This is a genomic window from Paenibacillus eucommiae, assembly GCF_017874215.1.
GTDB lineage: Bacteria > Bacillota > Bacilli > Paenibacillales > NBRC-103111 > Paenibacillus_AI > Paenibacillus_AI eucommiae.
Genome location: NZ_JAGGLB010000004.1, coordinates 181,977 through 204,626 on the forward strand (window position 1 = coordinate 181,977; position 22,650 = coordinate 204,626).

Annotated in this window: 22 protein-coding genes, 2 pseudogenes and 1 other annotated feature; of the genes and pseudogenes, 3 read left to right on the forward strand and 21 right to left on the reverse strand. The window is 47.4% G+C overall.

What is annotated here, in order from left to right; translation table 11 throughout:
- Position 1: 1 nt before the first annotated feature.
- The 7 genes from J2Z66_RS08695 to J2Z66_RS08725 all read right to left on the reverse strand — a co-directional run bounded on the left by J2Z66_RS08695 (position 2) and on the right by J2Z66_RS08725 (position 3,508).
- On the reverse strand, positions 2–1,318 hold the full coding sequence (locus J2Z66_RS08695) for a phage tail sheath family protein (protein ID WP_209971000.1): 1,317 nt from the start codon (positions 1,316–1,318) through the stop codon (positions 2–4).
- Complete coding sequence (locus tag J2Z66_RS08700; RefSeq protein WP_209971001.1) at positions 1,319–1,510, reverse strand: hypothetical protein; 192 nt, start codon at positions 1,508–1,510, stop codon at positions 1,319–1,321.
- Complete coding sequence (locus J2Z66_RS08705) at positions 1,503–1,937, reverse strand: phage tail terminator family protein (protein ID WP_376774371.1); 435 nt, start codon at positions 1,935–1,937, stop codon at positions 1,503–1,505. Before J2Z66_RS08705 ends, J2Z66_RS08700 begins: the two co-directional genes overlap by 8 nt.
- 13 nt (positions 1,938–1,950) lie before the next feature.
- Entirely contained in the window at positions 1,951–2,346 is a 396-nt protein-coding gene (locus tag J2Z66_RS08710; protein WP_209971003.1) for an HK97 gp10 family phage protein, read from the reverse strand.
- A gap of 77 nt (positions 2,347–2,423) precedes the next feature.
- Entirely contained in the window at positions 2,424–2,900 is a 477-nt protein-coding gene (locus J2Z66_RS08715) for a sigma-70 family RNA polymerase sigma factor (protein WP_209971004.1), read from the reverse strand.
- 49 nt (positions 2,901–2,949) lie between these two features.
- The gene (locus J2Z66_RS08720) at positions 2,950–3,108 is read right to left on the reverse strand and encodes a hypothetical protein (RefSeq protein WP_209971005.1); all 159 of its coding nucleotides are present in this window, start codon (positions 3,106–3,108) and stop codon (positions 2,950–2,952) included.
- Positions 3,109–3,271: 163 nt separating this feature from the next.
- Positions 3,272–3,508, reverse strand: coding sequence for a hypothetical protein (locus J2Z66_RS08725; RefSeq protein ID WP_209971006.1), 237 nt, complete (start codon positions 3,506–3,508; stop codon positions 3,272–3,274).
- A gap of 160 nt (positions 3,509–3,668) precedes the next feature.
- Here J2Z66_RS08725 and J2Z66_RS42510 point away from each other — a divergent pair.
- The 3 genes and pseudogenes from J2Z66_RS42510 to J2Z66_RS08735 all read left to right on the forward strand — a co-directional run.
- A pseudogene (locus tag J2Z66_RS42510) lies at positions 3,669–3,836 on the forward strand (helix-turn-helix domain-containing protein); the annotation flags it as partial.
- Between the two features lie 372 nt (positions 3,837–4,208).
- Positions 4,209–4,313, forward strand: a pseudogene (locus J2Z66_RS42515) (helix-turn-helix domain-containing protein); the annotation flags it as partial.
- Position 4,314: 1 nt separating this feature from the next.
- On the forward strand, positions 4,315–4,782 hold the full coding sequence (locus tag J2Z66_RS08735) for an ImmA/IrrE family metallo-endopeptidase (RefSeq protein ID WP_209971008.1): 468 nt from the start codon (positions 4,315–4,317) through the stop codon (positions 4,780–4,782).
- Positions 4,783–5,569: 787 nt separating this feature from the next.
- Here J2Z66_RS08735 and tyrS read toward each other — a convergent pair.
- From tyrS to J2Z66_RS08800, 14 genes are all read right to left on the reverse strand, one after another.
- Positions 5,570–6,829, reverse strand: coding sequence for a tyrosine--tRNA ligase (gene tyrS, locus J2Z66_RS08740; protein WP_209971009.1), 1,260 nt, complete (start codon positions 6,827–6,829; stop codon positions 5,570–5,572).
- Between the two features lie 86 nt (positions 6,830–6,915).
- Positions 6,916–7,146, reverse strand: a binding site (T-box leader).
- A 213-nt stretch (positions 7,147–7,359) separates the two neighbouring features.
- Positions 7,360–9,594 carry a glycosyl hydrolase family 95 catalytic domain-containing protein gene (locus J2Z66_RS08745; protein WP_209971010.1) on the reverse strand — a complete coding sequence of 745 codons (2,235 nt, stop codon included), beginning with the start codon at positions 9,592–9,594 and terminating at the stop codon, positions 7,360–7,362.
- A gap of 213 nt (positions 9,595–9,807) precedes the next feature.
- Positions 9,808–11,106 (reverse strand): neutral/alkaline non-lysosomal ceramidase N-terminal domain-containing protein, encoded by a 1,299-nt coding sequence (locus tag J2Z66_RS08750; RefSeq protein ID WP_209971011.1) that lies wholly within the window; start codon positions 11,104–11,106, stop codon positions 9,808–9,810.
- Positions 11,079–11,291, reverse strand: a complete 213-nt coding sequence (locus J2Z66_RS44015; RefSeq protein ID WP_376774370.1) for a Gfo/Idh/MocA family oxidoreductase — start codon at positions 11,289–11,291, stop codon at positions 11,079–11,081. Before J2Z66_RS44015 ends, J2Z66_RS08750 begins: the two co-directional genes overlap by 28 nt.
- A 33-nt stretch (positions 11,292–11,324) precedes the next feature.
- Positions 11,325–11,648, reverse strand: a complete 324-nt coding sequence (locus J2Z66_RS08755; protein ID WP_209971012.1) for a hypothetical protein — start codon at positions 11,646–11,648, stop codon at positions 11,325–11,327.
- A complete protein-coding gene (locus J2Z66_RS08760; RefSeq protein WP_209971013.1) occupies positions 11,605–12,816 on the reverse strand; it encodes a DegT/DnrJ/EryC1/StrS family aminotransferase in 1,212 nt (403 codons plus the stop codon). Before J2Z66_RS08760 ends, J2Z66_RS08755 begins: the two co-directional genes overlap by 44 nt.
- Before the next feature lie 7 nt (positions 12,817–12,823).
- Entirely contained in the window at positions 12,824–13,843 is a 1,020-nt protein-coding gene (locus tag J2Z66_RS08765) for a Gfo/Idh/MocA family protein (RefSeq protein WP_209971014.1), read from the reverse strand.
- A 15-nt stretch (positions 13,844–13,858) separates the two neighbouring features.
- Positions 13,859–14,233 carry a RidA family protein gene (locus J2Z66_RS08770; RefSeq protein ID WP_209971015.1) on the reverse strand — a complete coding sequence of 125 codons (375 nt, stop codon included), beginning with the start codon at positions 14,231–14,233 and terminating at the stop codon, positions 13,859–13,861.
- Positions 14,226–15,029 carry a creatininase family protein gene (locus tag J2Z66_RS08775; protein ID WP_209971016.1) on the reverse strand — a complete coding sequence of 268 codons (804 nt, stop codon included), beginning with the start codon at positions 15,027–15,029 and terminating at the stop codon, positions 14,226–14,228. The genes J2Z66_RS08770 and J2Z66_RS08775 overlap by 8 nt, the downstream gene beginning before the upstream one ends.
- A 25-nt stretch (positions 15,030–15,054) precedes the next feature.
- Positions 15,055–16,164, reverse strand: a complete 1,110-nt coding sequence (locus J2Z66_RS08780) for a mandelate racemase/muconate lactonizing enzyme family protein (protein ID WP_209971017.1) — start codon at positions 16,162–16,164, stop codon at positions 15,055–15,057.
- 43 nt (positions 16,165–16,207) lie between these two features.
- On the reverse strand, positions 16,208–17,047 hold the full coding sequence (locus J2Z66_RS08785) for an amidohydrolase family protein (RefSeq protein ID WP_312894457.1): 840 nt from the start codon (positions 17,045–17,047) through the stop codon (positions 16,208–16,210).
- Between the two features lie 95 nt (positions 17,048–17,142).
- The gene (locus tag J2Z66_RS08790) at positions 17,143–20,382 is read right to left on the reverse strand and encodes a heparinase II/III family protein (protein WP_209971018.1); all 3,240 of its coding nucleotides are present in this window, start codon (positions 20,380–20,382) and stop codon (positions 17,143–17,145) included.
- 218 nt (positions 20,383–20,600) lie between these two features.
- Complete coding sequence (locus J2Z66_RS08795) at positions 20,601–20,747, reverse strand: hypothetical protein (protein WP_209971019.1); 147 nt, start codon at positions 20,745–20,747, stop codon at positions 20,601–20,603.
- A gap of 7 nt (positions 20,748–20,754) precedes the next feature.
- Positions 20,755–22,623 carry a polysaccharide deacetylase family protein gene (locus J2Z66_RS08800; protein ID WP_209971020.1) on the reverse strand — a complete coding sequence of 623 codons (1,869 nt, stop codon included), beginning with the start codon at positions 22,621–22,623 and terminating at the stop codon, positions 20,755–20,757.
- Between the last annotated feature and the right edge of the window lie 27 nt (positions 22,624–22,650).

The following is a 22,650-nucleotide window of genomic DNA, read 5'->3' on the forward strand; positions in this document are numbered from 1 at the left end:
ATTACCTCACCGTCACTTTCATATAGATTTTTTCAATGGAATCCACGGGCTGAACATAGGCCTCCACATAGATGCTATCCACGCTATTGCCTGGCAATACAGTCACATCCGTTTGAGAATTGAAATTTTGAATGGCATTGATGTCCTGGAGCGTATTCAGATATTTGACGCATTCCCCCCAGAATAAAGTCCGGCCATCCGCATTGTTATTTACTTTGCCGATATAGAAGGACTCGAAGATTCGCTTGAAGTCATTCGCGATGCCATCCAGCACCCGGACGACCCGGTTCTTGCTGAATACCTTGCTGTGGCTTGGAGAGGAAGTGACCAAGGTATTAATATCCTGCTCAATGACTACGCGGTCCTGGCTGGGTACAAAAACAAACTCGCCAGCAAGCAGTGCAGTCTCGATCTGAGAGCTAGTATATCTTGTACCTGTATCAACGGCCCCGTCATAAGCCTGATAGGTCAGCGATTCGTTCATTTGTGCTGCTGCCGTTGCGGCTGCCACCCAAGCAGTGGCTTGAGCTGCGGTTAGTACCGTACCGTCTGCCAGCTTAACGCCGTTCTTCACGCTAATTACACCTTCGTAGTCCGCTGTGAGGTAATTCTCGAGAACAGCCTGCACTTTGCGGCCCTCGTTCTCCCGAAGCCTCCGCACAAAAGCGGCATAAACTGCTTTAAGAGGCGCATCTGTCGAAGGCAAGGCCACGGTTTGAAAGTCGTTAAGCTCCAGAGCTGCAAGATAGTCCGTGTGGTCCTGGTTGGTAACCGTCCCGTCTGCCCCGCCAATAAGAGGAGCGCTGGCTGTAGCGGTTAAGCTTCCCGTACCTGACCAGACAACCCATTTGTTAGCAGTAAGCCCGGCAATATTGGATACGGTCTGGGTGTCCACAACGGCCCCGGCAAGCAGTGTTTTCACATCAAATTTGAGCGCGTCGTCGATATTCGCCTGAATCACAACCGAGAGGTTGTTCCCGCGTACACCGCCATACTGCGCTGTAACTGTCAGACCACTTGCTGTTACCGCTGCTTTCGTTCCTGTATTAAGACGGTACAGCAAGACTGTCCTTGCACGCTTCAGTGCCTCTCTAACAAGCAGCAGTTGTGAGGTTGACAGGTCGTAACCCAGCACCTCTTTAACATCCTGTCCGGCATTGATCTTGATCATTTGCTTGGACGGTCCCCAAGGCAGAGCCTGAGCAAGGGATGTAATCCCTCTTTCTCCAGCTGCCCCCAAAGGCGCTCCCTCACTCACAATATTGATATATACGCCCGGTCTTACCTTATTCTGCATTGTCCATGTACCTCCGGCCATTTACAGCACCACCTTTCCATTAAAATCGTCTACGATTTGATTGACTTGCTCGTGGGTGTACGACTCATCATCCTTAAGTAAGGCACTGATTACATCCCTATGGGACGCATACTCCTGAGCATCTTTAAACTGCTGTTTTGTAAAAGCTGGAGCAGCAGCCTTCCCATTTCCCTTTTTATCCTTATTAGACATGTTTAATTTGTCCCTCCTGTACCATCTGGTTCATTTTAGTTTCGTCCGGCCCCGCCTTGATCAAATGAATGCCGAAGCTGATGAAGAAATGAAGCACATCGTTAACAACTTCATGTCTCATGGTCAGCGCCTCGCATAACCCGGTTCCGCTGCCTGTACCTGCCTCGATATTCTCCAGTCCTTCATAAAGCCGGTCAGCCATGCTGCTGCATTCTGCCTTCTTTGCCGGGCCGGCTGGATAATACTGAACATCGAAGAGCAATGATCGCAGGTAACGTCTCTCTGCTTCTCTGGTCTGCTCACTGCTGAGCAAACTCACGAAAAATGCAGGCCCTGTAAACCCCTGTTCTGAACTCTCCTCATATACCGGTATACTTGGCTCAATCTCATCCAGCCGCTGGATCATGCCGTTTTTCACATCGTTCATTTGCAAGCTGATCCTACCTCCCTAAATAACGCTCCAGAAACCGCATCATTTTTCGCTGGATGATTCCGGCTATTTCTCCTTCAAGCTCTGCTGTCGTTAAGGTTAATATCAACGCGCCATCTTCCCCTGCGACAGAATTGAGTACCTCAACCTGATATTCATTGCCGCTGCGCCGAATGTTTCCTATCTTCCATCCCCGCCTTAGCTCCTCCGCTTCTGCAGGAGTGCGGGCAACAGCCTTGGCAAGCAATCGGGAAGCCAGCTCCATCAAGCATTGTTCGAAAAAAAGCGGCACATCCGCCTGCATCCTTTTCAACTGCTGCTCCAGCTGGTGCATTTCCTTGAACTTAAAATCGCCAAATTGACTCATGCCTGATCCGGCTGCTTCTGCATTGGTTTCACCTCCCAAGAGGATTCGTCCACCCAAAGGCTGGCTCTCAATTAAGTCCTCTTACTATATAGGCCAAAATGTACGTCAGTCGTACGTCAAAAGTTTTTGGATTTTATTTTCTCTTTGGCCCGATCCACATATTGCTGCGCACTCCGCTTGGTGATTTGCAGCTCTGCTGCCACCTCAGCAAGGCTCCATCCGTTGGCCATATGGAGGATGTAGCACTGCCTTTCGCGTGTTGAAAGCTCCAGAAGAGCATCTACGATCATTTTCTTTTGTTCATTACTTAATACAGTTTCCGGAGTGTGTAAGTCTAACGATGGGAACAGGTCCATGTCCATAAGTGCTGACTTGCGATAAGCATCTCTGCTTTCAGCGCCTCTCCGGCTGCCGGGCCTTCTCCCTTTTTTCAGCCATTCGATCGTATAGCTCATGTCAGATATCATGCCGCCCACAATCGATGATTCATCTTTTTCGTCCGGTTCGGATTGATCTAATTTTTTTCTGTATTCTTCCAATAGGCTTTTCTCAGCCCCATATTCTTGAACAAGCCGCTCAACCCAAGTAGTCATCCTGTTTTCACCTCATTTTGTTTGAATTTATTGTAAGTCCAGCAGATCCCTAATCTTTAACTGTTCCTTTAGTCAATACTTGGTTCTCCTCTTTTAATTGGTGTATTAGCTGCTGCTGCGAACCAATTAGCTTAATCAAGCCATATCTGGAAAGTGTCTCAAGTACCGCCGGATCCATAGCTTCTTTCCGAAAATGATTAGCTTGCAAAATATATCCCTCCTTCTTCACGCGCTTGAAGATTCATGGTATAATGCCAAAAAGAAAATTTTTTGAACACCCGATCAGTTGCCCCGCCAGGCAGCTGATTTTGCTTTTTCCAAGGACTCGTGATCTCGTAATCTTGCATTCACGCTTACTGGTTTAGCTGCCGTCATACATCCTCCAAGTAAAAATAATCTTCAAATAATCCCTCAAAAGCGCCCAATACGCCTGCAATAAATTGCACGCCTGGTGAGTTATGTCTCGCATCACTGCAGGGGAGCTTCACTCTCCAAACTTGTGATGGAGACACGCCAATAACTTCGGCTAACGCGGCGTCTGTGGGGATATCCCTGTCGATTTGTGCTTTTGTAAGATTTCTTACTTTTAGACGAATTACTTTTCTCAAGTGATCACCTCCTCCAGATTTGATTCGCCGACGAATATTAATTATGCGCCACCGAATAATCAAACTATACACAAAAATATGCGCCTTCGCAATATAGGAAAAATAAGTAATTGCGCAGGCGCAATTACTGGTGTATACTTGAAATGATTCTATTTGTGAGGTGGTTATTTTGTCAGGCAATAATCAAGGCTTTGGTGATTTTCTAAAATACACAAGAGTACGATATGGCTACAAAACCCAGAAGAAACTTGCTGAGATATCCGGCGTTTCGCAGACTACACTGTCGCGGATCGAAGCAGGTATTCAGAAACCCTTACCAGAAACACTGAAGCTGCTGGCCCCGCACCTGAGGCCTTATACGTACGGAGAACTCATGGACAAGGCTGGGTATTTCGAAGGCACATCATCTGGGCTTACTCGCGAGGTCGCTGCGGTTATTGATAATAACGAGGAATTAAATAAGGAATTGGACAGATATATAGACAGCATGACGATTGGTGGTATGCTTAAACCGGAAGCCATCCATTCACTTGAACTCGAATTGTCACCGATATTACATGCAGAAAACATCGAGTTTGCCTATGCGGAGTCAGAATTGAGGCATCTGCTTGTAGAATTAGACAGCATTGATCTAAAGAATTCTGTACTGCAAGCTTTTATTAGAGCTGACAAGATACTAAAAAACGGATTTATTGAACCTCAAACAATCGCCGCGCACCACGAGAGCGAAGAATGGACAGAGGAAGAATTGGAGGAGATAGAACGGTTTAAAGAGTTTGTAAGGTCCAAGCGGAAGGGGAAATGATATGGCATCCTACGAAGAGCTGCTCGATGAAGCAGACAAGCTTGCCATCCAGGTCTATGAAAAGCCTATGCAAACCAGGAACAAAGGTTTGTATATGGATGGCGTAATATGGATTAATGACACATTGTCAGGTATAGAAAAAGCCTGTATTCTTGCTGAAGAACTCGGCCACTACCATACCAGTGAAGGGGATATACTGGACCAGTCCAAGTTAACAAACCGCAAACAAGAATTGCGGGCCAGGCAATGGGGATACAGCATGCTTCTCCCACTTTCAGCCATTGTACAAGCCCACCATGCCAAGGCAAAAGGCAGGCACGAAATTGCCGAACATCTAAATGTGACAGAGGATTTTTTACAAGCAGCGATTGATAGGTACACTGAAAAATACGGACTGTTCGTCCTTGCGGATGATCAGCATTATGTTTACTTTGATCCTTTGAGAGTAGTCGAAATATTCGATATATAAACTTGCGCTTTCCTGCCGCGGGGCAGTTTATCATACCCCGAAAACGAACATACGTTTGTTTATAGGGCTAGAATGGAAAAGATGTAAAAAAGAAATGATGTTAACAGGAACAAGTGGTTTCTCGTCGGGAGATGAATGGGTGTGCTCCAGAAGTGAAGGGCATGCTTCCGCCATCATACGATATCGTCCAATGCTGTCAAATGATATCTTCGACAAGCTGGGAATAAGGCAAGGAGACAAGCCTGAAACAGGCAAAAAACCCCACGACCAGGCTCGGCCGCGGGGTTCTGCTATCAATCAATCATTTATTCAATGATACGAGAATCACGGACTCGTATCGTAGATAACGGCTTCCTTCAGCAATACCGATGGAAATGGTTCACCCAGTGAAGAGGAGATGAACCCTCCAGATGATCTCCACATCGGCGCGTTGATATAAGGGCCCTGCACGCTTCCACTGGAATTGCTCTCATTTACGGAGACGATGCGCGAAGGGAGATCAGTTCATTATCTCCCTAACTGAGGAGACTTTCTAGCGGGAGCTGGCGCTGTGGATGAAGATCTGAGAAGGGTCTGCTGCTTTAACGATGTTTTTCATCGCTAAAAGCACCAGTTCATCTCCACATCCTTACTTTACAATGAAAAACATCGTTAAATCCCGCTTATCCACCCAGAAAAAGGGCATACGGCCTCTTTTAACGATGAAAATCATCATTAACGTGGCAGATTGACCAGGAAACACTTACTTTAACAATGAAAAACATCGCTAAGTGCCATCCTACTGCCTCTAAGACAGCTTGACCAGGCTGTAATTTTTCTTCCCTTTACGGATAATAATAAATTTCCCTCCGATGGCATGGCTTGCGGATACGATAAAGTCCAAATCTGCAATCCGCTCGCCATTCATCGATATGGCGCCTTTGGATACATCCTCACGGGACTGGCGCTTGGAAGGCTCGATGCCTACCTCAACCAGCCAATCCACAATATTTTTATCCTCGATAGCCGCTTCGTAAGTCGGCATTTCTTTAAAGCCCTGCTCAATTTCTTCAACAGACAGCGACTTAATATCGCCGCTAAATAAAGCCGCCGTAATCCGTTTGGCCTGCTGCAGCATATCTTCGCCATGGACGAATCTGGTCATCTCTTCCGCTAGCGTAATTTGCGCCTCGCGCTTATGCGGTTCTGCCTGCACCTTCTCGGCAAGAGCATCAATTTGCTCTTTCGTCAGGAATGTGAAATATTTCAAATATTTCACAACATCACGGTCATCTGTATTTGCCCAGAATTGATAAAACTCATAAGGAGTAGTCTTCGCTGGATCAAGCCAGACCGCACCACCTGCCGTCTTGCCGAACTTCGTGCCATCAGCCTTCAACATAAGAGGAATCGTCAGACCAAAGGCTTGCGCTTCTGATCCTTCTTTTTTGCGAATAAGATCAAGTCCGCTAGTAATATTGCCCCACTGATCAGATCCGCCAATTTGCAGTTGGACATCCTCATTCTGATACAGATGCAGGTAATCCAGCGACTGTAAAATCTGATACGAGAACTCCGTGAAGGAAATACCACTGTCCAAGCGGCTTGATACAACGTCTTTGGCCAGCATGGAGTTGATGCTGAAGTTCTTTCCGTAATCGCGTAAAAACTCGATCACATTGATTTTGTGCGTCCAATCATAGTTGTTTACCATGCGGATCTGATTATCGCCTTCCGTTACGAACAGCTTCAGCATTTGGTTCGTCAAAGAAACCACATTATCCTGAATTTGCTCCAGTGTTTGCAAGGAGCGCTCTGTTTGACGTCCGCTTGGATCGCCAATCGTTCCAGTCGCACCCCCAATAAGAATAACAGGACGATGACCCGCCAGCTGGAATCGCTTCAGCATAATAAATGGGATCAAATGCCCGATATGCATGCTGTCTCCTGTAGGGTCAACTCCGCAATACAAAGAAATGGCTTTTTTATTCGTCAGCTCGCGCAGTCCATCCGCATCGGTTTGTTGGTTGATGGCATCGCGCCACTCCAGCTCGTCAATAATATTCAAGGTTAACACTCCTTCTTCTCTCTTAGTTATCAAGTCTCTATTGGCTGAGCCAAAACAAAAAATCGCCCCCAGGTCTCGAACAGAGACAAAGGGACGATTGAATAACCGTGTTACCACCCAAATTGTACCGGCCTGCACGTCCTAGAAGACGCCATGCCCGGTACCACTTATCGGCAAGCTATCGTTTGCCATTCCGCCCGGCATTACCCGGGATACTCCAGAGTGTAATTCACTAGCCTTGTATGTACCGAGTTGCATCACCCTCGGCTTTCTGGGACAGGGACAAAGCTGCTACTGCGCTCTTTCTTCGTATGCTGCATATTTGATTACAGACAGTATATTGAAATTACATTTGAATGTCAATAAGACACCCTCACAATAATGCACCAAAATCCCCATTACCGGTCGCCATTCCTTGTGTTGGATCGTTAGGTGGAGAGTGATACACAATGTCATATTGAGACATCCAATCATGCATATCGAAATTTCATTCATTTTTTAAAGGGTTATAGGAGCTTTTCATTATATAATCAACCGCTTATGCTTACAGTCTCCCCGCGTTGCATCTTCACCATGAATACTTGACCTACAGTGCAGTCAATACCTTGTATTTGTTGATCTTTACACACATGTAATGTTTGAACTTTAAAATTATTTTTCAAATAAAACTCACCATCTTGTTCTGCATACAGCTTGATCTGGGCCAGTTCCCCTTGAACCATAGAAGCCGATACCAAAGCACCCATCCCACCGCGAAAATCCCGAAAAGACACCTCTTGTTCACGCCAATCGTCAGGTATTGCTGGAAATACATCGATAACACCGCTATGATTTTGCATCAGCATCTCCTGCAGCGCATTGGCCGCAGCCATGTTGGACTCTAACGTGAAAGCACGTCTGTGACCATAAGACAAGCCTCTACGTTTGAAGTCCTCATTCAAATGAAAACCATTAGGGGAACAAAGATTTTCCCAGAACAGCTTTAGATGATAATAGGAAGCTTCTCCATTTCTCTGCTTCGCATAGATGGATGCCATCCAGCCATATGTAAAACCAAGCCAGAGACCTTTCCCGAGCTTTTCCAAATCCCCCACTGTTGCGTCTATAATCTTTTTGGATAGCTCGGTGCTATCATAATCGATCAGGTGTAACGGATAGAAAGCCATTAAATGTGATAAATGCCGATGACTTTCCTCTAAGGATTCATCTGGACTTAGCATTAAAATATGCTGCTCATTTACTGCAAAGTCCGGTAAGCGATCCAGGACATCTCTCCACTGCCTGACTTCATCCTCATAGCCAAGCTTCTCAGCCATTTCGGCTAGTGTTTTAAATGTATATGTTAATAAAGCCAAGTCATTGTTGCTGTTTGGAGTTAGCCATGATCTTAACGTATTATTATGTATCTCTGGTGAACTCGATAAGGGCAAAATCAGCTTGCCGTCATCACCTGGTTTTAACCAACGCATCACACAGTAAGCGCTCTCTTTAAAATAAATATAGGCCTTCTCTTTTAAAAATTGCACATCCCCTGTAGTTTTCCAATAGTGATCGAACGCTTGACACAGCCATAGCTGATTTACCAAATTAGTTGCATACATGGGCCAACCACCCAAGGATGTTCCATCAAATGCCATCACAGATGGCAGACAAATACCAGGAGCGTCGAAAAATTCTTTCGCGAATTTCCTGGCCGCAGGAATACGATCCCATAAAAAATCTATGAAGCTTTCCCCCTCCTCAAGATGGTTAGCAGTCATATAATGCCAATAGCTCATTTGTGTATTCAAATCATGGTGGTAATCCCCTTTCCAAGGCGGCAATTTCCCTTCATCAGCAGTCCATACTCCTTGTAACGGCATCGGTGGAGCCCCCTTACGAGAACAAGAACCAAATAAATAGTTGGTTATGTACCAGTTTTTTTCGAAGATTTTATCCGGTAAGTTGATTTCACTTTTATGCCAATACTGCTGCCACCAGGCCAAATGGTCCTGCATGGAGCTTTCATAGCCTTTCTCGACGGCAGCCTTAACCTTTTGCTTCGCCACTTCAAGCCAGTTTATATCATCCTTATTACTAGAAATTATATACGCGGCTTCCATCTCTGATTGAGTTTGTTTAACCGCAACGACTATACCGTATTCTAATTCTGTACAGGTCTTTTGAACATACCAATAAACAGAATCGTCTTGCCCCATTACACCCGGGGGGTATCCAAGTGAAGATAAATCAGGTTCCCATTTATTATCATTAAGCGATGTTTTCTCAATCCCTCGAAAATCCGGAGAAACAATAGCAATTTCGGGCATTGAATAACTCCCATTCACACGAATCCGGCCAATTCCATCCATAGCATGTAAATAAGTGCTAACTGTAGCCGAACTACTCCCGAAGCTAAGATTAACCTCAGCAGTTGCACTTAACAGATTTAAACGGTTTAGAACCCTGTCTGCTTGCTTCCCAAAATTTAATTCAATGCGGCCGCAGGGAATCTTGGTAGGCGTAGGACGATTGTAAAAATCATCGAATCTCAAGTTCATCGCTTCCACGTTCTTTTCATGAACAAGACGAATTAATTCTTTATATGTATAATCAATCTTCTCAACTTCGGGAGCTGCTCGTAAATCCCACAGATCTCCTCTGTCTAAACTAAACCGGAGCGGACTCCCATTCCCCCACAGCAAACAACCGGATAATCCATTTCCAAGGGGCAGAGCTTCATCCCAAACGCCTATTGCTTTGCTTGATGTAATCTCATACTTCATTCCAGTTCACCTCATTCTTTTATTCACAATTCAAATATACTATGTAATATATCAAAAAATATACAGCAAGACAATAGCTTTTAACGATCCCTCATGCCTATGAGATAGTCAAAAACTCGGTGTAAGCCAATGATAGATTCAACAGTACAAAGAAGCCTCCCGACAGAGGCTCCTCATACTTGTTAGATGATGCGGCCAGCCTGTAATCACTGGTTAAGTGATCCCCCCCTGCTCTTTGACCGGATTGTTCCACCGGTTTTCAAGTTGTTGAAATTCCTCTCGAAGCATCTGTTCGATTGAAGGATCGAATGGAGCCGGCAAGCCAAAGTAATAAGTTGAGCCGATCGGTTCGTATCCGCCTTCGGCCAATTGTCTGGCTGTTGGAATATAGCCAATCATTCCATTGCTGTAGCCTAGCGGAAGAGCCTGATGTCCAGAAATCGACTTGAGATACAGGCCGTATTCAACAACGACTTCAGCATTCATCGCATACAATCTAATGCCTTTCGCCAACGTTAATGTCGTCACTTCAAAAGGGATGCTCGCCTTCACCTCACTCAGCGGATCAAGCAGCTTCCGACTCCATTCGCCAATCACATCCGGCTCCTCCTGCAAGGTTTCCAGATCCTCGCGATCCGGCGGCGCTTGCATCGAAAGCTCGATGATTACTCGTTCGGACCCAAGGCTGACGGGGGATACACTACGCATGGGAGCAGCCAATACTCTACGGATGTCATGCGCCAGTTGTAGGCCAAACTTGACGACTTGCGTTTCATCACCGCCCCCCCCGCCCACGTAAGGATTAATATCTCCGCAAGTTCCTTGCAAATAGACGCATACTGCACCATCCCCAATCGATTGCTCCAGCTTCTCCATGGCTACACCGGTGAATTCAGAGGAAACCATATTCGCCGCAGTAATGACCGGGTGACACGCATAATGGACCAAGATCCCCTTGACTCGGCCATGTAAGCCCGTGTATCGAATCACGCTCAACTCTCGATCAACCGGACCTTCAGGATAGGTATGAATTTGGTTGACCTCATATCGACGCCGATTCATCGCAATCCCGCATTCTCCCGATCCGCGCTCTATAAGCACCGGCTCCATCTGAGTAATTGCCGCATCAATGCCTTCCAATATTCGGGATTCCAGTTCCTCAAGATAAACAGGATCATGCTTTCCTAAGAATAAGGAGAAGCTATCCGAGGTTTGCGGACCTGAATGCGTGTGGGTAGCATGCAAAATAATGGTGTCCGCAGGCCAATGCTCGCGAATCTTTTGATGCAGTCGATCAATCATCTGGTTGCCCCACCACAGCAGGTCCGCGCTGATCACAACAGCCGATGTCGCCTCTTGTTCGCTCTCCATGTGTTGAAAACAGAAAATTCTGGCAAATAAAGAATGAGAAACCCCCGTGTGGGCTCCCTGACCCTGTCTCAACTCAAATCCCGCAAGCGGGACAGGGTGACTAGGTGTAATATTCACTTTGGCCGTTCCGAGCAGCAGCATATTAGCTCATTCACTCCAACTATAGGCATTTTTTGTTTCGAGGACTCATAAGCCGCAATCGCAACAGCTGCGGCTTTCATACCGTCCTCACCGGACATGGGTGATGCCCTGCCGGACCTTAATGTCTGGACAAATTCAACTATTATCCCTTCGACCACGTGATCTCCCCAATAGCTCCATTTCATTCGCGAGCTTTTGTTGCGGATCAGCTTGTTCTTTTACGCGAAGACATCAATGCTGATCATGCCGTTATTTCCGATAATTTCGATCGTTAAATCGTCCCCAGCCGGAAAGGCTCCTCCTCTTGACCAACTGGTGTCAAGAACCGCGGTCTGTCCGCCACGATACGCCACGTGAACTATCCCTGCGTCTTCAACCGCCATCTTCGACGGTCGCGCAAAAAAACCGGCCAGTTCGACATGGTTCATTTTCGCGATGCATTCCGCATGCAGCCTCCCCATCGTGCCACAGCCAAGAACAGCAGCTTTCATAGGTCGGTTAGCTGCCATAATAACGGATGACCTTATCGAGCGACTCTGCAATATCAACCATCGCCTGTTTCTCTGACAGCAGTACATTGTGACTGAGCCAGAGCACTTCCTCTGCGCATAACTGTTCACAGACAGGACATTCGTAGACCCGTTCCTCGCCCAACCATTGTTTCGTTGCTTTCAGTACGGTATTGGTACGATTTAATGGAACATAGCCGTAGGATACCGGAATTCCCTCTGCCACCACACTGCGAATAAATTGCTCTTTATCTATCTTTTTGGCTAGATCGGGAGCTAACTTGAACATATACAAATGATTAGCGTGTCGCGTGATCCGTGGATCGCGCGTTAACAGTCTGATGCCTTCGATTCCGCCCAGCAATCGGTCAAGCTCCAGCACACTGGCTTCGCGCTGTTGCATCTGTGCTTCAAGCCGCGTCATCTGCGCGAGCAGAATGGCCGCCTGCAAGTCCGTCATGCGGTAATTTTGGCCCAATACCTCATGCTGGTACCATGCCCCCTCCGGGACGCGCCCCACATTGCAGATTGACCAAGTGTTGACCCATAATGAATGGTTGTTCGTAATTACAATGCCGCCTTCGCCTGCATTCAAATTTTTGCTCGACTGGAAGCTGAACGTACCCAAGTCTCCAATAGCGCCTACGCCTACACCTTCCCACTTGGCGCCAACTGCTTGCGCCGCATCTTCAATCAAGACAAGACCGTGCTTTCTGCTGATTTCCAACAATTGTGTCAGGTTGGCCGGAGCTCCGGCTATATGCACCGCAATGATTGCTTTCGTTTTCGGCGTAATCGAAAGCTCTACCTGGTCAGGATCGATCAGAAGCGTATCTGATTCAATATCCGCAAATACGGGAATCGCGCCGAAGGCAAGCACAGCCGTCGCCGTCGCAACAAACGTGTAAGGCGGAATGATGACCTCGTCTCCGTACTGTACTCCCGCCGCTTGGAGCGCGGCTGTGAGAGCCACGGTACCATTGACACAGCTTACCCCATACTTCGCATCCTGCAGCTGAGCAAACTCGCGTTCGAACTGCGGTATAAAGGGCTCCTCCCCTGTCCAAGTTTTACCCACGCCTCCCCATTTTCCCGATTGAAGCGCGCGCAACACGATTTGTTGCTCCAGCTCATCGAAGACTGGCCAACGTGCGAATTCCCTCGTTCGTACCGGACTTCCCCCATTGATCGCTAATTCCATTTGTCGATTATTCCTTCCCCTTGTGAATATTTAAATGTATAGACGTTTCAATTACCTTGGTCAGACGCAAACTGGAAATCCCCTCATCCGAACCGGGAACAAAGGGCTGCCCCAGACGGATGCTGGCAATAAACTTGTTGAATTGCTCCCTGAAGCAGGACATCGCCCAATCTTCTTCCAACGTAACGGTTTCAGTTATGGCGTCGGTCCTAAGCTGCACATATTGTTCGAAGCGGTCGAAGATCGCGATTCCCTTAGGCCCTATCACTTCAAATTCTCCCTTGGGAAACTTGGGTAGGAACCAGCCGATCTCCACTTTGGCCATATCCCCATTCTCAAACTCGATGATGGACGTATCATAATTGCTCGAAGGGAATTCATGCCTCGTCTTCAATCCGAATGACTCAACTCGCTGAACAGGAGATTCCGACAGGAAACTCAAGAAATCCGCTACGTGTGCGCCGTCATGAATGGATGGAGATCCACGCTGCATCGTGCGATAAATACGTTCATAATGTTCGGGATTGCCGGCTGGATCCCATACTTCATCAAAAATGCCCAAACGGTAAACGAGCGGCGAACCCAGCCTGCCCTCACGAATCCAGCTTCTTAAAGTCTCGAGCAGCAGTCCGTGCCGATAGGTGAAACCGACCTGTACCCGATATCCGGTTTCCAATTCTGTCTCCTTGACCTGCATAGCCGTCGCTACATCCATCGCCATCGGTTTTTCACAGAGCACGTGCTTTCCTGCTCGAAGGCAATCCATCGCAATGTACGGCGTATGCCAAGGAGGTGTAGCGACCACAATAGCATCAAGCTCTGTACGCTGAAGCATCTGTTTGTAGTCCGACAATACATGCGGCACCTGATACGCTTTCGCCAACCGTTCAGCCCTATCGATATCCGAATCGCATAGGGCGACCAAATCAACGCCCGAAAAAGCATGAATTGTCGGAATATGCCGTTGCTCTGCAATGTCGCCGCAGCCAATAACACCCACCTGAATCGCAGCATGATTATCATTCATACGCTCTTGTCTACCTCATTCCTTTACAGCTGTACATTCAATCTCAACCAGAAACTGATTCAGTTGACAGCCCACAACAGTTCTAGCCGGGAATGTCCCTTCGAAATACTGCCCGTAAACCTCATTAAATGGCTTCCAATGGCCGATATCACTTAAAAATACCGTACATCGAACTAGGTCAGCCATTTTAAAATCGTTATCTTCCAGAAAATTACGAATATTCTGCATCGTTTGATGAGTCTGATCAACGATATTATCGCCCACCAGCTGTTGGTGAATATCAAACGGGCCAAATCCCGACATGAAAAGCATATTTCCTTTAAGCACGGCAATTGAATAATTACCGAAAGTGGGATGAACCCGAGAACCATTCATCTGTTGGTTACGCATTGTTAGCTTCCCCCTTATTGTTCAACAGAGCTTCAGAGAATTGTACGAGTCTGGCTGTAATCGCTCGAAAAAAAAGCTCACCCTTCGCTTTACTTGCGAGAGACGGCTTCCCGAATACACCGGACTCCGTCAATTCCTCGAAATTAAAAAAGCGGGATATCGTGTTTCCACTCAACATATCGAGATGAACCATCGTTCCTTCCGGCTGTTGTCCATCGTCCTGAATCAACGAAGCACGGACGCGGGATTCATTCAAATAGAAGTAAAGCGAAGTTTCCAACTCACAGGCATGACCTAGCCCCCCGAATCCCGATTCCCGAATGGCTCCAATCTCTTCCTGCGCCATATGCCAGTAGTCCGTTGAATACACATTGGCATAGCAATGCTCGTTCTTAAGCTCTTGAAGCACGATGGACAACGGCGCACGATTCCCGCCATGGCCATTCAGAATCCACAGATTTCGCGCTCCATTACCGATATAGGAATTGCAAATCGACCGGATCATGGCAATGTATACTTGATGATACGCCGATAACGTTCCACCAAAGGAAAGATGGTGGGGAGAATGGCCCAGCCACATTGCAGGTGTGAGCATCATCCGCAGCGGATTCGCCTTCTCCACTTCTTCAGCCAATCGATTGACAATGAAGGTGTCCGTATCGACGGGGAGATGGGGCCCATGCTGTTCCGTCGCACCGACAGGAATCAACACAATCGTTCGGCTCCAATCTACTTTCGCAATTTCCTGCCAAGTCAGATTTTGAAGGATCATCGTCTCTGCACCTTCTTCTGTCAAATTAGTCCCTAATCCTATATGCCTTCTATTGATCTACCCTCATCCGAGCTAATTGAGCGAAATCGATTGTGACCCCAAGCCCGGGTCGATCCGGTACAATCAAGCTTCCAGCCGAAATGACCAACTCCTCGTTAACAACATCCTCCCGATATACCGTAAATCCCCTGATGTCAGACGCATGTGAGGACAGATTCAGCATCGCAGCCCCGACATGCGCAGACGCAGCAGCGCCTATTTTGCCTTCAGGCATTGAACCAATCGTACAATCCATCTCATACAAGGAAGCCAGCTCAAATATTTTTTTGGAAGCGGCTATCCCGCCTGCTTCTGAGATATAAACATGCAGCATATCCGCTGCCTGCATTTCAAGATGCTTCCTCGCGTCCCTAACATCCCAAATGCCTTCGTCGATCAATAGTATCGCATCTATGTTCGTTCTAAGCCAAGCCAGATCGGAGAGCCGTTCGCTGTGCAAAGGCTGCTCGACGATGCTGACGCCAAGCGTCGTCATTCGATCGATAATCCGCTTGGCTTTCTTCACATCCTGCCAGGCCATGTTGACATCTACCCGGATACGAACTGAATCCGGTATCGCTCTTCTGATGCTGTGAAGGGCAGCCCAATCTTTGTCCTCATCCAATCCGATCTTCAACTTCAACTCCTGAAATCCTTCGGACACCTTCCCGACCGCAGATGCGGTCATATGTTCGACCGTGCCCATAGAGATCCCGCCGGTTAAAGCGATTTGCCCACGCACTTTACCGCCCAGCAGCTCATAGACCGGAACGCCCAGCGATTTCCCCAACAGGTCCCATAAAGCCATTTCGACACCGGCTTTAGCCAGCAAATGGCGTTTGGAAAAACTGCAGAACGAGTCTAGCAGTGAAGTGACCAGCGAGAGATCCGACACGCGCATGCCCACCAGCTTCTCCGCCCATAGGTCATTGACTTCCTTGCACAAGGCGTGCGCCCCGCCGAACCAGGCCAAGGCAATTTCACCTACACCATATTCTCCCGAGTCGCCGCGTATGACCACAATGCCATGGTTGGAGGATGCATACACCCCCCATGCATCGCTCACCGGTTCGTGAAAGGGGAGATTAACTGGAATGGCTTCAACAGAGACAATTTTCATTCTAAAACCCACTTTCGGATAACTCTAATTATGGCCGCATTCCTCACACAAGTCCGAGAAGCTCAGGTGTGTTCTTATGCAGGATCTTGTCGATCACTTGGTCCGATATTCTTGGCAGATTCGTCCCTTCTACGAGTCGATTCAGATTGCGTAAGGAATCGGCCGTTTGCCGAGCGTCGAAAAACGGAAAATCCGATCCGAACAACAGCTTGTCTTCGATCCCATACTCGACGGCTTCCACCAGGGCATTGTACATCTGCCAAGGGCGGGTGCCCAACGCCGAAATATCGGTGTACAAGTTCGGATGCTTGCGTACTGTGCTGATCGCTTCTCCAACCCATGGATGTCCCATATGGGCAATAATCATCTTCAGATCCGGAAAGGAACGGGCCACCGGGTCCAGATCGGCAGGTCTGGATTTCTCTAATGGCCCTTCCCTTACGAACGAAGTACCCTGATGCCACATAATGGGCAACTTCAATTCCTGGGCTTTCGCATATAGCGGATAGCACATACGATCAAGAGGGTGAAAATTCTGATAAATCGGCGCCAGCTTCAATCCTTTGAGCTGAAGCCCTTTGATTGCTGCTTCCAATAGACGGTCGGAACCGGGACGGTTCGGATCCACACTGGCAAAGCCGAACAAGCGCGTCCTGTCCTCCGCAACGTATTGGGCTACAAATTCATTAGGCACGTTAAACCCGATATAAGGGGCATCCAACGCTAAAACAACCGCTCCCGAACATTGTTTCATCGCCTGACGGTGATCGTCCGGCGTGCTTTTTAATACAAATCCGGCACCCCAAGCCTTTTGGGCATCTGCCAGAAACGAGCCTGAAAGGTGATGCGGTTCAGCCAAATGTGTATGACAATCGAATACCACAACTATCATCTCCATTATTATTTGATATCACTGTTCTCACCTGCTTATAGAACACCATACTTTGCAAATACATCTTTCAATAGTTTCCCAGTCTATCATTCCCTTCCCTCTGCCATCGTTTCATTAATCATTCGAATGATGGATTTTCCACTTTCATGCGGTTCCACTCGATACTGGTATGTGCCATCGATTAGCTCCCGATCTGCCATCCGCCAACCCTTCTGTCCCCGAACCTCTACGATCTCATCCCCCTCGGGTGACACAATCACAGCAATAGGTGAGCTTAGTTCATATTCACCGTAAGCATTCTCGTACAGATGAACTGATACTGGAATCCTGAATTGATCGCCCGCCTTCACATCGAAGATGGTTAGGGCATCACCGCATTCAAATCCACTTATTCGATCTACTTCCAATGCTGCGTAATTATCCCTGACGGCAGTAATAACTGCCGAGACTCCTTCTTGGTTCATCACTCTCTTACCGGTGAAATATTGATTAGGGCCCTGTCGGAGCACATTTCGGGAATACGGAAGATTTACCCCATTAGGCAGTATGTTCTCAAAGGGTTCTGCAATGATTTTGCCGCAGGCAAGTGTGATATCCCCTGGATCTAAATCAATCATCATGTACTCACCCTCCAAGCTGGCCTTCTCAATTCGATAGGATGAATGATGAGAGTAGTCCTCGTGATCGATCAAACCATAACATTCGTTGATTACTGCTTCCGAGATCCATGGGCCTCCTTCTACCTTTAATTGGGCTCGCTTCTCATCAACAGCAACTACCCGGCCTGTAAGTTCAGCATAAGTTGTCCGCAATTCAAATCGTTTATATTTCAACAGCTTGCCTTTAACCATATGTGCAACCTGCATTCTCCCAATCGGGTCCAGTCGCATAAAGGCAAATTCAGCATCAGATGAGATTTGGCTTCCCTCTTGCAGGCCGAAAGCGGTAATAACTTCTCCTGTCAGCGTACTCAACAAGTAATCGCTAGAAATTCCATTTAATGAATGCTTTGACATCACTGCAAAAGCTGCAGATTCTGAATCAACGCTCTCCATGTCATCCCGCTTCAGAGGAATAACCTGTGCGAATTGTCGATTTTCTCCTGTTTCGATAACTGCAACGAATGGACTCGACGTTGATCCTGTATCTCTGGCCAGAACATATTTCACACCCATTACGCTTGGGCCCTCCGCAACGATTACTTTCCTCCGCTCAGCAGGCAGCATGGTCAGCTTCAAACTCCCAGGACTGGACCACCTAGCACTCCATACCCCTTCAGGTTCAGCCGAGCATGGCGTGCTCAGAAATCCATATCCCGCACCCGGGGCGACAAACTCGAAGGACTGATTTGTAAAATCACTGACTCTACCATCACCCAAAATATGATTTCCCCATTCATGCAATTGGCTTAGGACCGAGCCCGGTGCTGGCTCTGACAATTGCAGCCCCTCCGTATCGAATGACTTACCTCTGGCATGAAAGGAATAATCCCTCGTTTGTCCCCCATTCACACGAAACAGATCCACCATGTAGGGATCACAATCGGCTCCCTCTATCCATGCTATCAATCGACGGTATTCCTTCACTCCTTCCTTGCTGTACGCTGAAGCATCCGAGGCATCCACGACACTCAGTATGGGAGATGCCGCATAGAAATGAAGACTGCCGCCTGCAGAATCAACAGATAACTGACTGGATTCATTCACGGCTACCGTTAAGTGAGAGACCGTCTGAAACTGCCATCCACCTCGATAATGCGCCATATTGTAGCCCGGATCAAAGGAAAGCTCCCGTCCATCGTCATAGATATGAATACCGAGCTCATCCAGTTGGCCGTGATTTAGTGTTGCCCCGAAACGCATAACAGCGCCGCGCTTGTTATTGTCAGAACGTAGAATGGCCAGCCCTTTCCCCCCAAGCAGTTCAGAATGGATATGACGGGAGGGGGAGTGTGCAGACTGTTCCAGGAATGGCTCCCTCCAATTAAATAAGGTCCATGCAGTATGATCCAGCTGCGGGCTTGCTGCGACTTCTACCATTTTGTCATATAGAAGTTGTGTCCATTCCTTCCGTTTGCTACCATCCCGTGTACGCACTATAAAGTGCTGAATCCATTCCAGCTCCACCGGATCCAAGCTGACAGAAACGTCCTGCTTCTCGTCAGTAAGGCTGTCACCATAGGAGGGAATTCGGCCAGCTATGCAATTTTTGTCGCTTATTTCAATATAAAAGCGGGCGAAACGCGGATGATCGTATAGATTAACCCCTTCAGGCCATTTCGGTGTTCTCATCAGAAACAGCAGTTCGGCTAAGTTCACATATAGCCCCCGGGTCCAACGACTATACAAAGCAGAGGTTTCAAAATAATTGCCATCCCGGTCAATATTGTTTGCGATCATATGCTCAAGTGAGGTTAATCCTTCAACTGTCCTTGCCGCATAACGTTCTATTCCGAGAAGTGAACCTACAGCCAACAATCCCAGGTTGTAATCTGCAGTACCGTTGTGCAACTGGTCCACATAGCCGGGCAGTTGCGCTTCTCTCTCGCAATAGTCGGCGCCATTGAGCAATAAATTGTATATGATGTTATGCTTTAAGGTCATAGACGGATTTGTAGGTGAACGTTCATCAAGTACATTGCACTCCCATATCAAATCTATTGCATTCACATACCAGATCAAGGTTCGAGCCACTTGATAGAAGGGCCGCTCCAATCGGCCCCCTTCCACCCCCCTTTTACTGCCTGGGTAATCCAAAGGACCTTCTATAGCCAACGGATATATTGTAGCAAGGGAATCCAGAATAACGGCCGCTTTGTGAGCGTAACGAGCATCACCGCTTAGAGCATAGGCGTATGCAAGCGGCTCCAAAGCTTGGCTCAGTGCATCCACAACAAAGCCATTCCAGCGAGCGACAAAATAATAACAATTCCCATGACCATCTTCCCAGCCTGTGCCATCATCCGGATATTGGGCATTCGGATAGATTTGCCCCCCCTCGGATCTGACCAATCCCGGCGCTTCCCAACCGATCGGATGAATCCGAGTGCCGTCCGGTCCAACCGGGTCTGTCACCCCATACATGTAATACGAATGGGGTTTCGGTACAAGGCTGCGAAGATCCTCATCATCCATGGCCATCCATTGCAAAGCATCCGCTTCGTCAATCAATCGCTTGGCGCTGAGTTTCTTCCAGTCTTGTCTATTTGAATCGATGTCCAATCGAGTCTGCGCTATACAATCCTTAGAGTAAAAAACTCGAGGATGTTCGAGTGTCCAATCCACTTTAATCGATTCAGGGGGATGCCATGCATGGGTTTCTGACATCGTGCTATTCACCTCCACGAATTCCTTCATTGCACATCCCGTTCGAGATTACTCGGGCTTCCTTTCATAATATTGTGCAACCTTACGAATCCCGCAGATCTTTATTATAGGTAACTCCGGTTATATCGAAGGGGAAATTGCTGTTCAAGTAGGCATTCCTCTGCTGGAATAAAGACTGCATATACCAGCGTAACCAGGAGCTACATTCTGGTCGCTGGTCACTGGTCACTGGTAGATGCAGATAATACATCCTTCGGATTAATCAAACCCGCTTTAGGAACAACTCTCCCCAATCTTCGATACACCCAGGGATTTGCCATGAGATAACGCAGCTTTACTAATATCGCTAACTTTGCCATTCTCATAAACGATTCACTCCGCCTTCTGGTAATCCAGTTCTGATGTAAGGATGACGATTTGATGCAGGCCATGAGGAACAATAAAATAAAGCCAATTTCGGCCAAACTCCCATTTGATGCGAAAGGTGGTTTCTTGGTCACTGCATAACACATTGGAAACTTCCAGCTCTGGTATTGCGATTTTGATGATCATCCCCGACTCGTTCTGGCAATCTGTCGTCAATCGAATATCAGATGCGGGTTTCTGATCCTCTCCGATCGACGTATTCTCACCTTCCTCCTCCAATTCCACATGGACGCTGGAGGCTGTTCGTACGTTCCACCATTGGCACAACTGATCATTCCCCATATGCATAATGGAGGCCTGCATATAATCGATATACCGGACGATTTCTTCTATTGCTTTACGGCAATGCGGAAATTTCACAATATAGACAGGATGATAGAAAAAATTCATTGTCATGTGGTATTTGACAGCCATATTGATCGGCAGATGAACATCTTCCGGAGCAGCTGTTGTTTTATCCTGAGGGCTCTGGGCAATACTGCCTCGATGACCTAGCTCATAACAAATAATCGGCTGCTCAATGAAATCAAGCTTCTTGTTTCCGTGCTCATAATCCTCATAGAAATAATACGGGAAGGAGGTTCCATATCCGAATGTAAAATGGGGGTTATTAAACCCTGGATGATCTCCGGGCAGCCCCGCACCAAAGAATGAATTATCAGCCTTGCTTCCTTGCTGAGTCAACCATCGGGCAGGCTCCGTCCATCCTTGCCAGTTCGTTGCATGCATCAAGGTGCTTATCGGACGATAACCGAAACTTTGCTCAAACAAATCCAATTGCGTCTTGATTTTTTCCTCCGTAATTGAGAATTCATCTTTTTCATCCCGCATATAGAACCAAAGGGAAACCTCATGCCCATTGCGCTGAATATGATTCAGCTCTTCGAGTGACAGGGGATGCCCCTTGCCGGTCGCAGGATGATAGCTGGCTATATTGATATGATAAGGCAGCCCCTTTTCCTTCATGAAATCCGATGCTTGCAGCGATAATTGTGCTGGGCCATAATATTCGTCTCCCGTCCAATAGAGCAAAGCATCCGGGATCTGATCGAGATTCGGAGGAATCTGATAAATGAAAGGTTGAGGGTATACTGACATCATATTTTGCAGTAAATATGCAAGAATATCCGCAAAGGGTACCTTGCGCGAATTGTTGCCTACAACTGACATAAGCGAGGTCTTGGAAGCTGCGTTTCCACTGCCTTGCTCGATCGGCCTGCCTTGGTGAAGCAACCACACTGTCTTGGCCAAATCGAATGCAAAGTACCCGGCATACCCGCTTCCATAAGAGTGCCAGGTTACAGCAGACTCGGACATTTCTCCACCCGCAGGATCATATAATCGCCCCAACTCAACAGCTGTATCCAGCTGAGTTAGACGAATATCCGATAGTATAAGCAGCTTTTGTTCACTAAATAGAATGGGGTGAATGTCTTGCGTAATGGGGTGCTCACGTAATTCGAAATATCCGGAAATCGCATAATGATCTGGCTTCTGCGTAATTTGACCTGATGACTTGATCCCGAAAATATGATCCAACCCCTGGAAATTAAACCCGATAAGCACCCCGCCATTTCGAACCCATAAATCCAACTGTGACGCAATCTTATCGCTAATCCTCGCCCCCGACTGTGTGCCAATGATCAAGGTTCGTATTCCTGCTAATGCTCGTGGTTTCTCCAGATCATCCAGCGACAGCACATTAGCCCTCGCCCCTAACATTTCACAAATTTCAGCAAGGTAAACTTCCCAACAATTTTGTTTCTGTTGATTTAACTCCGTCCTCACCTGATTATCCATCACATACGCAAGCATTCTAAACGACACTCCTTAATAACGCAA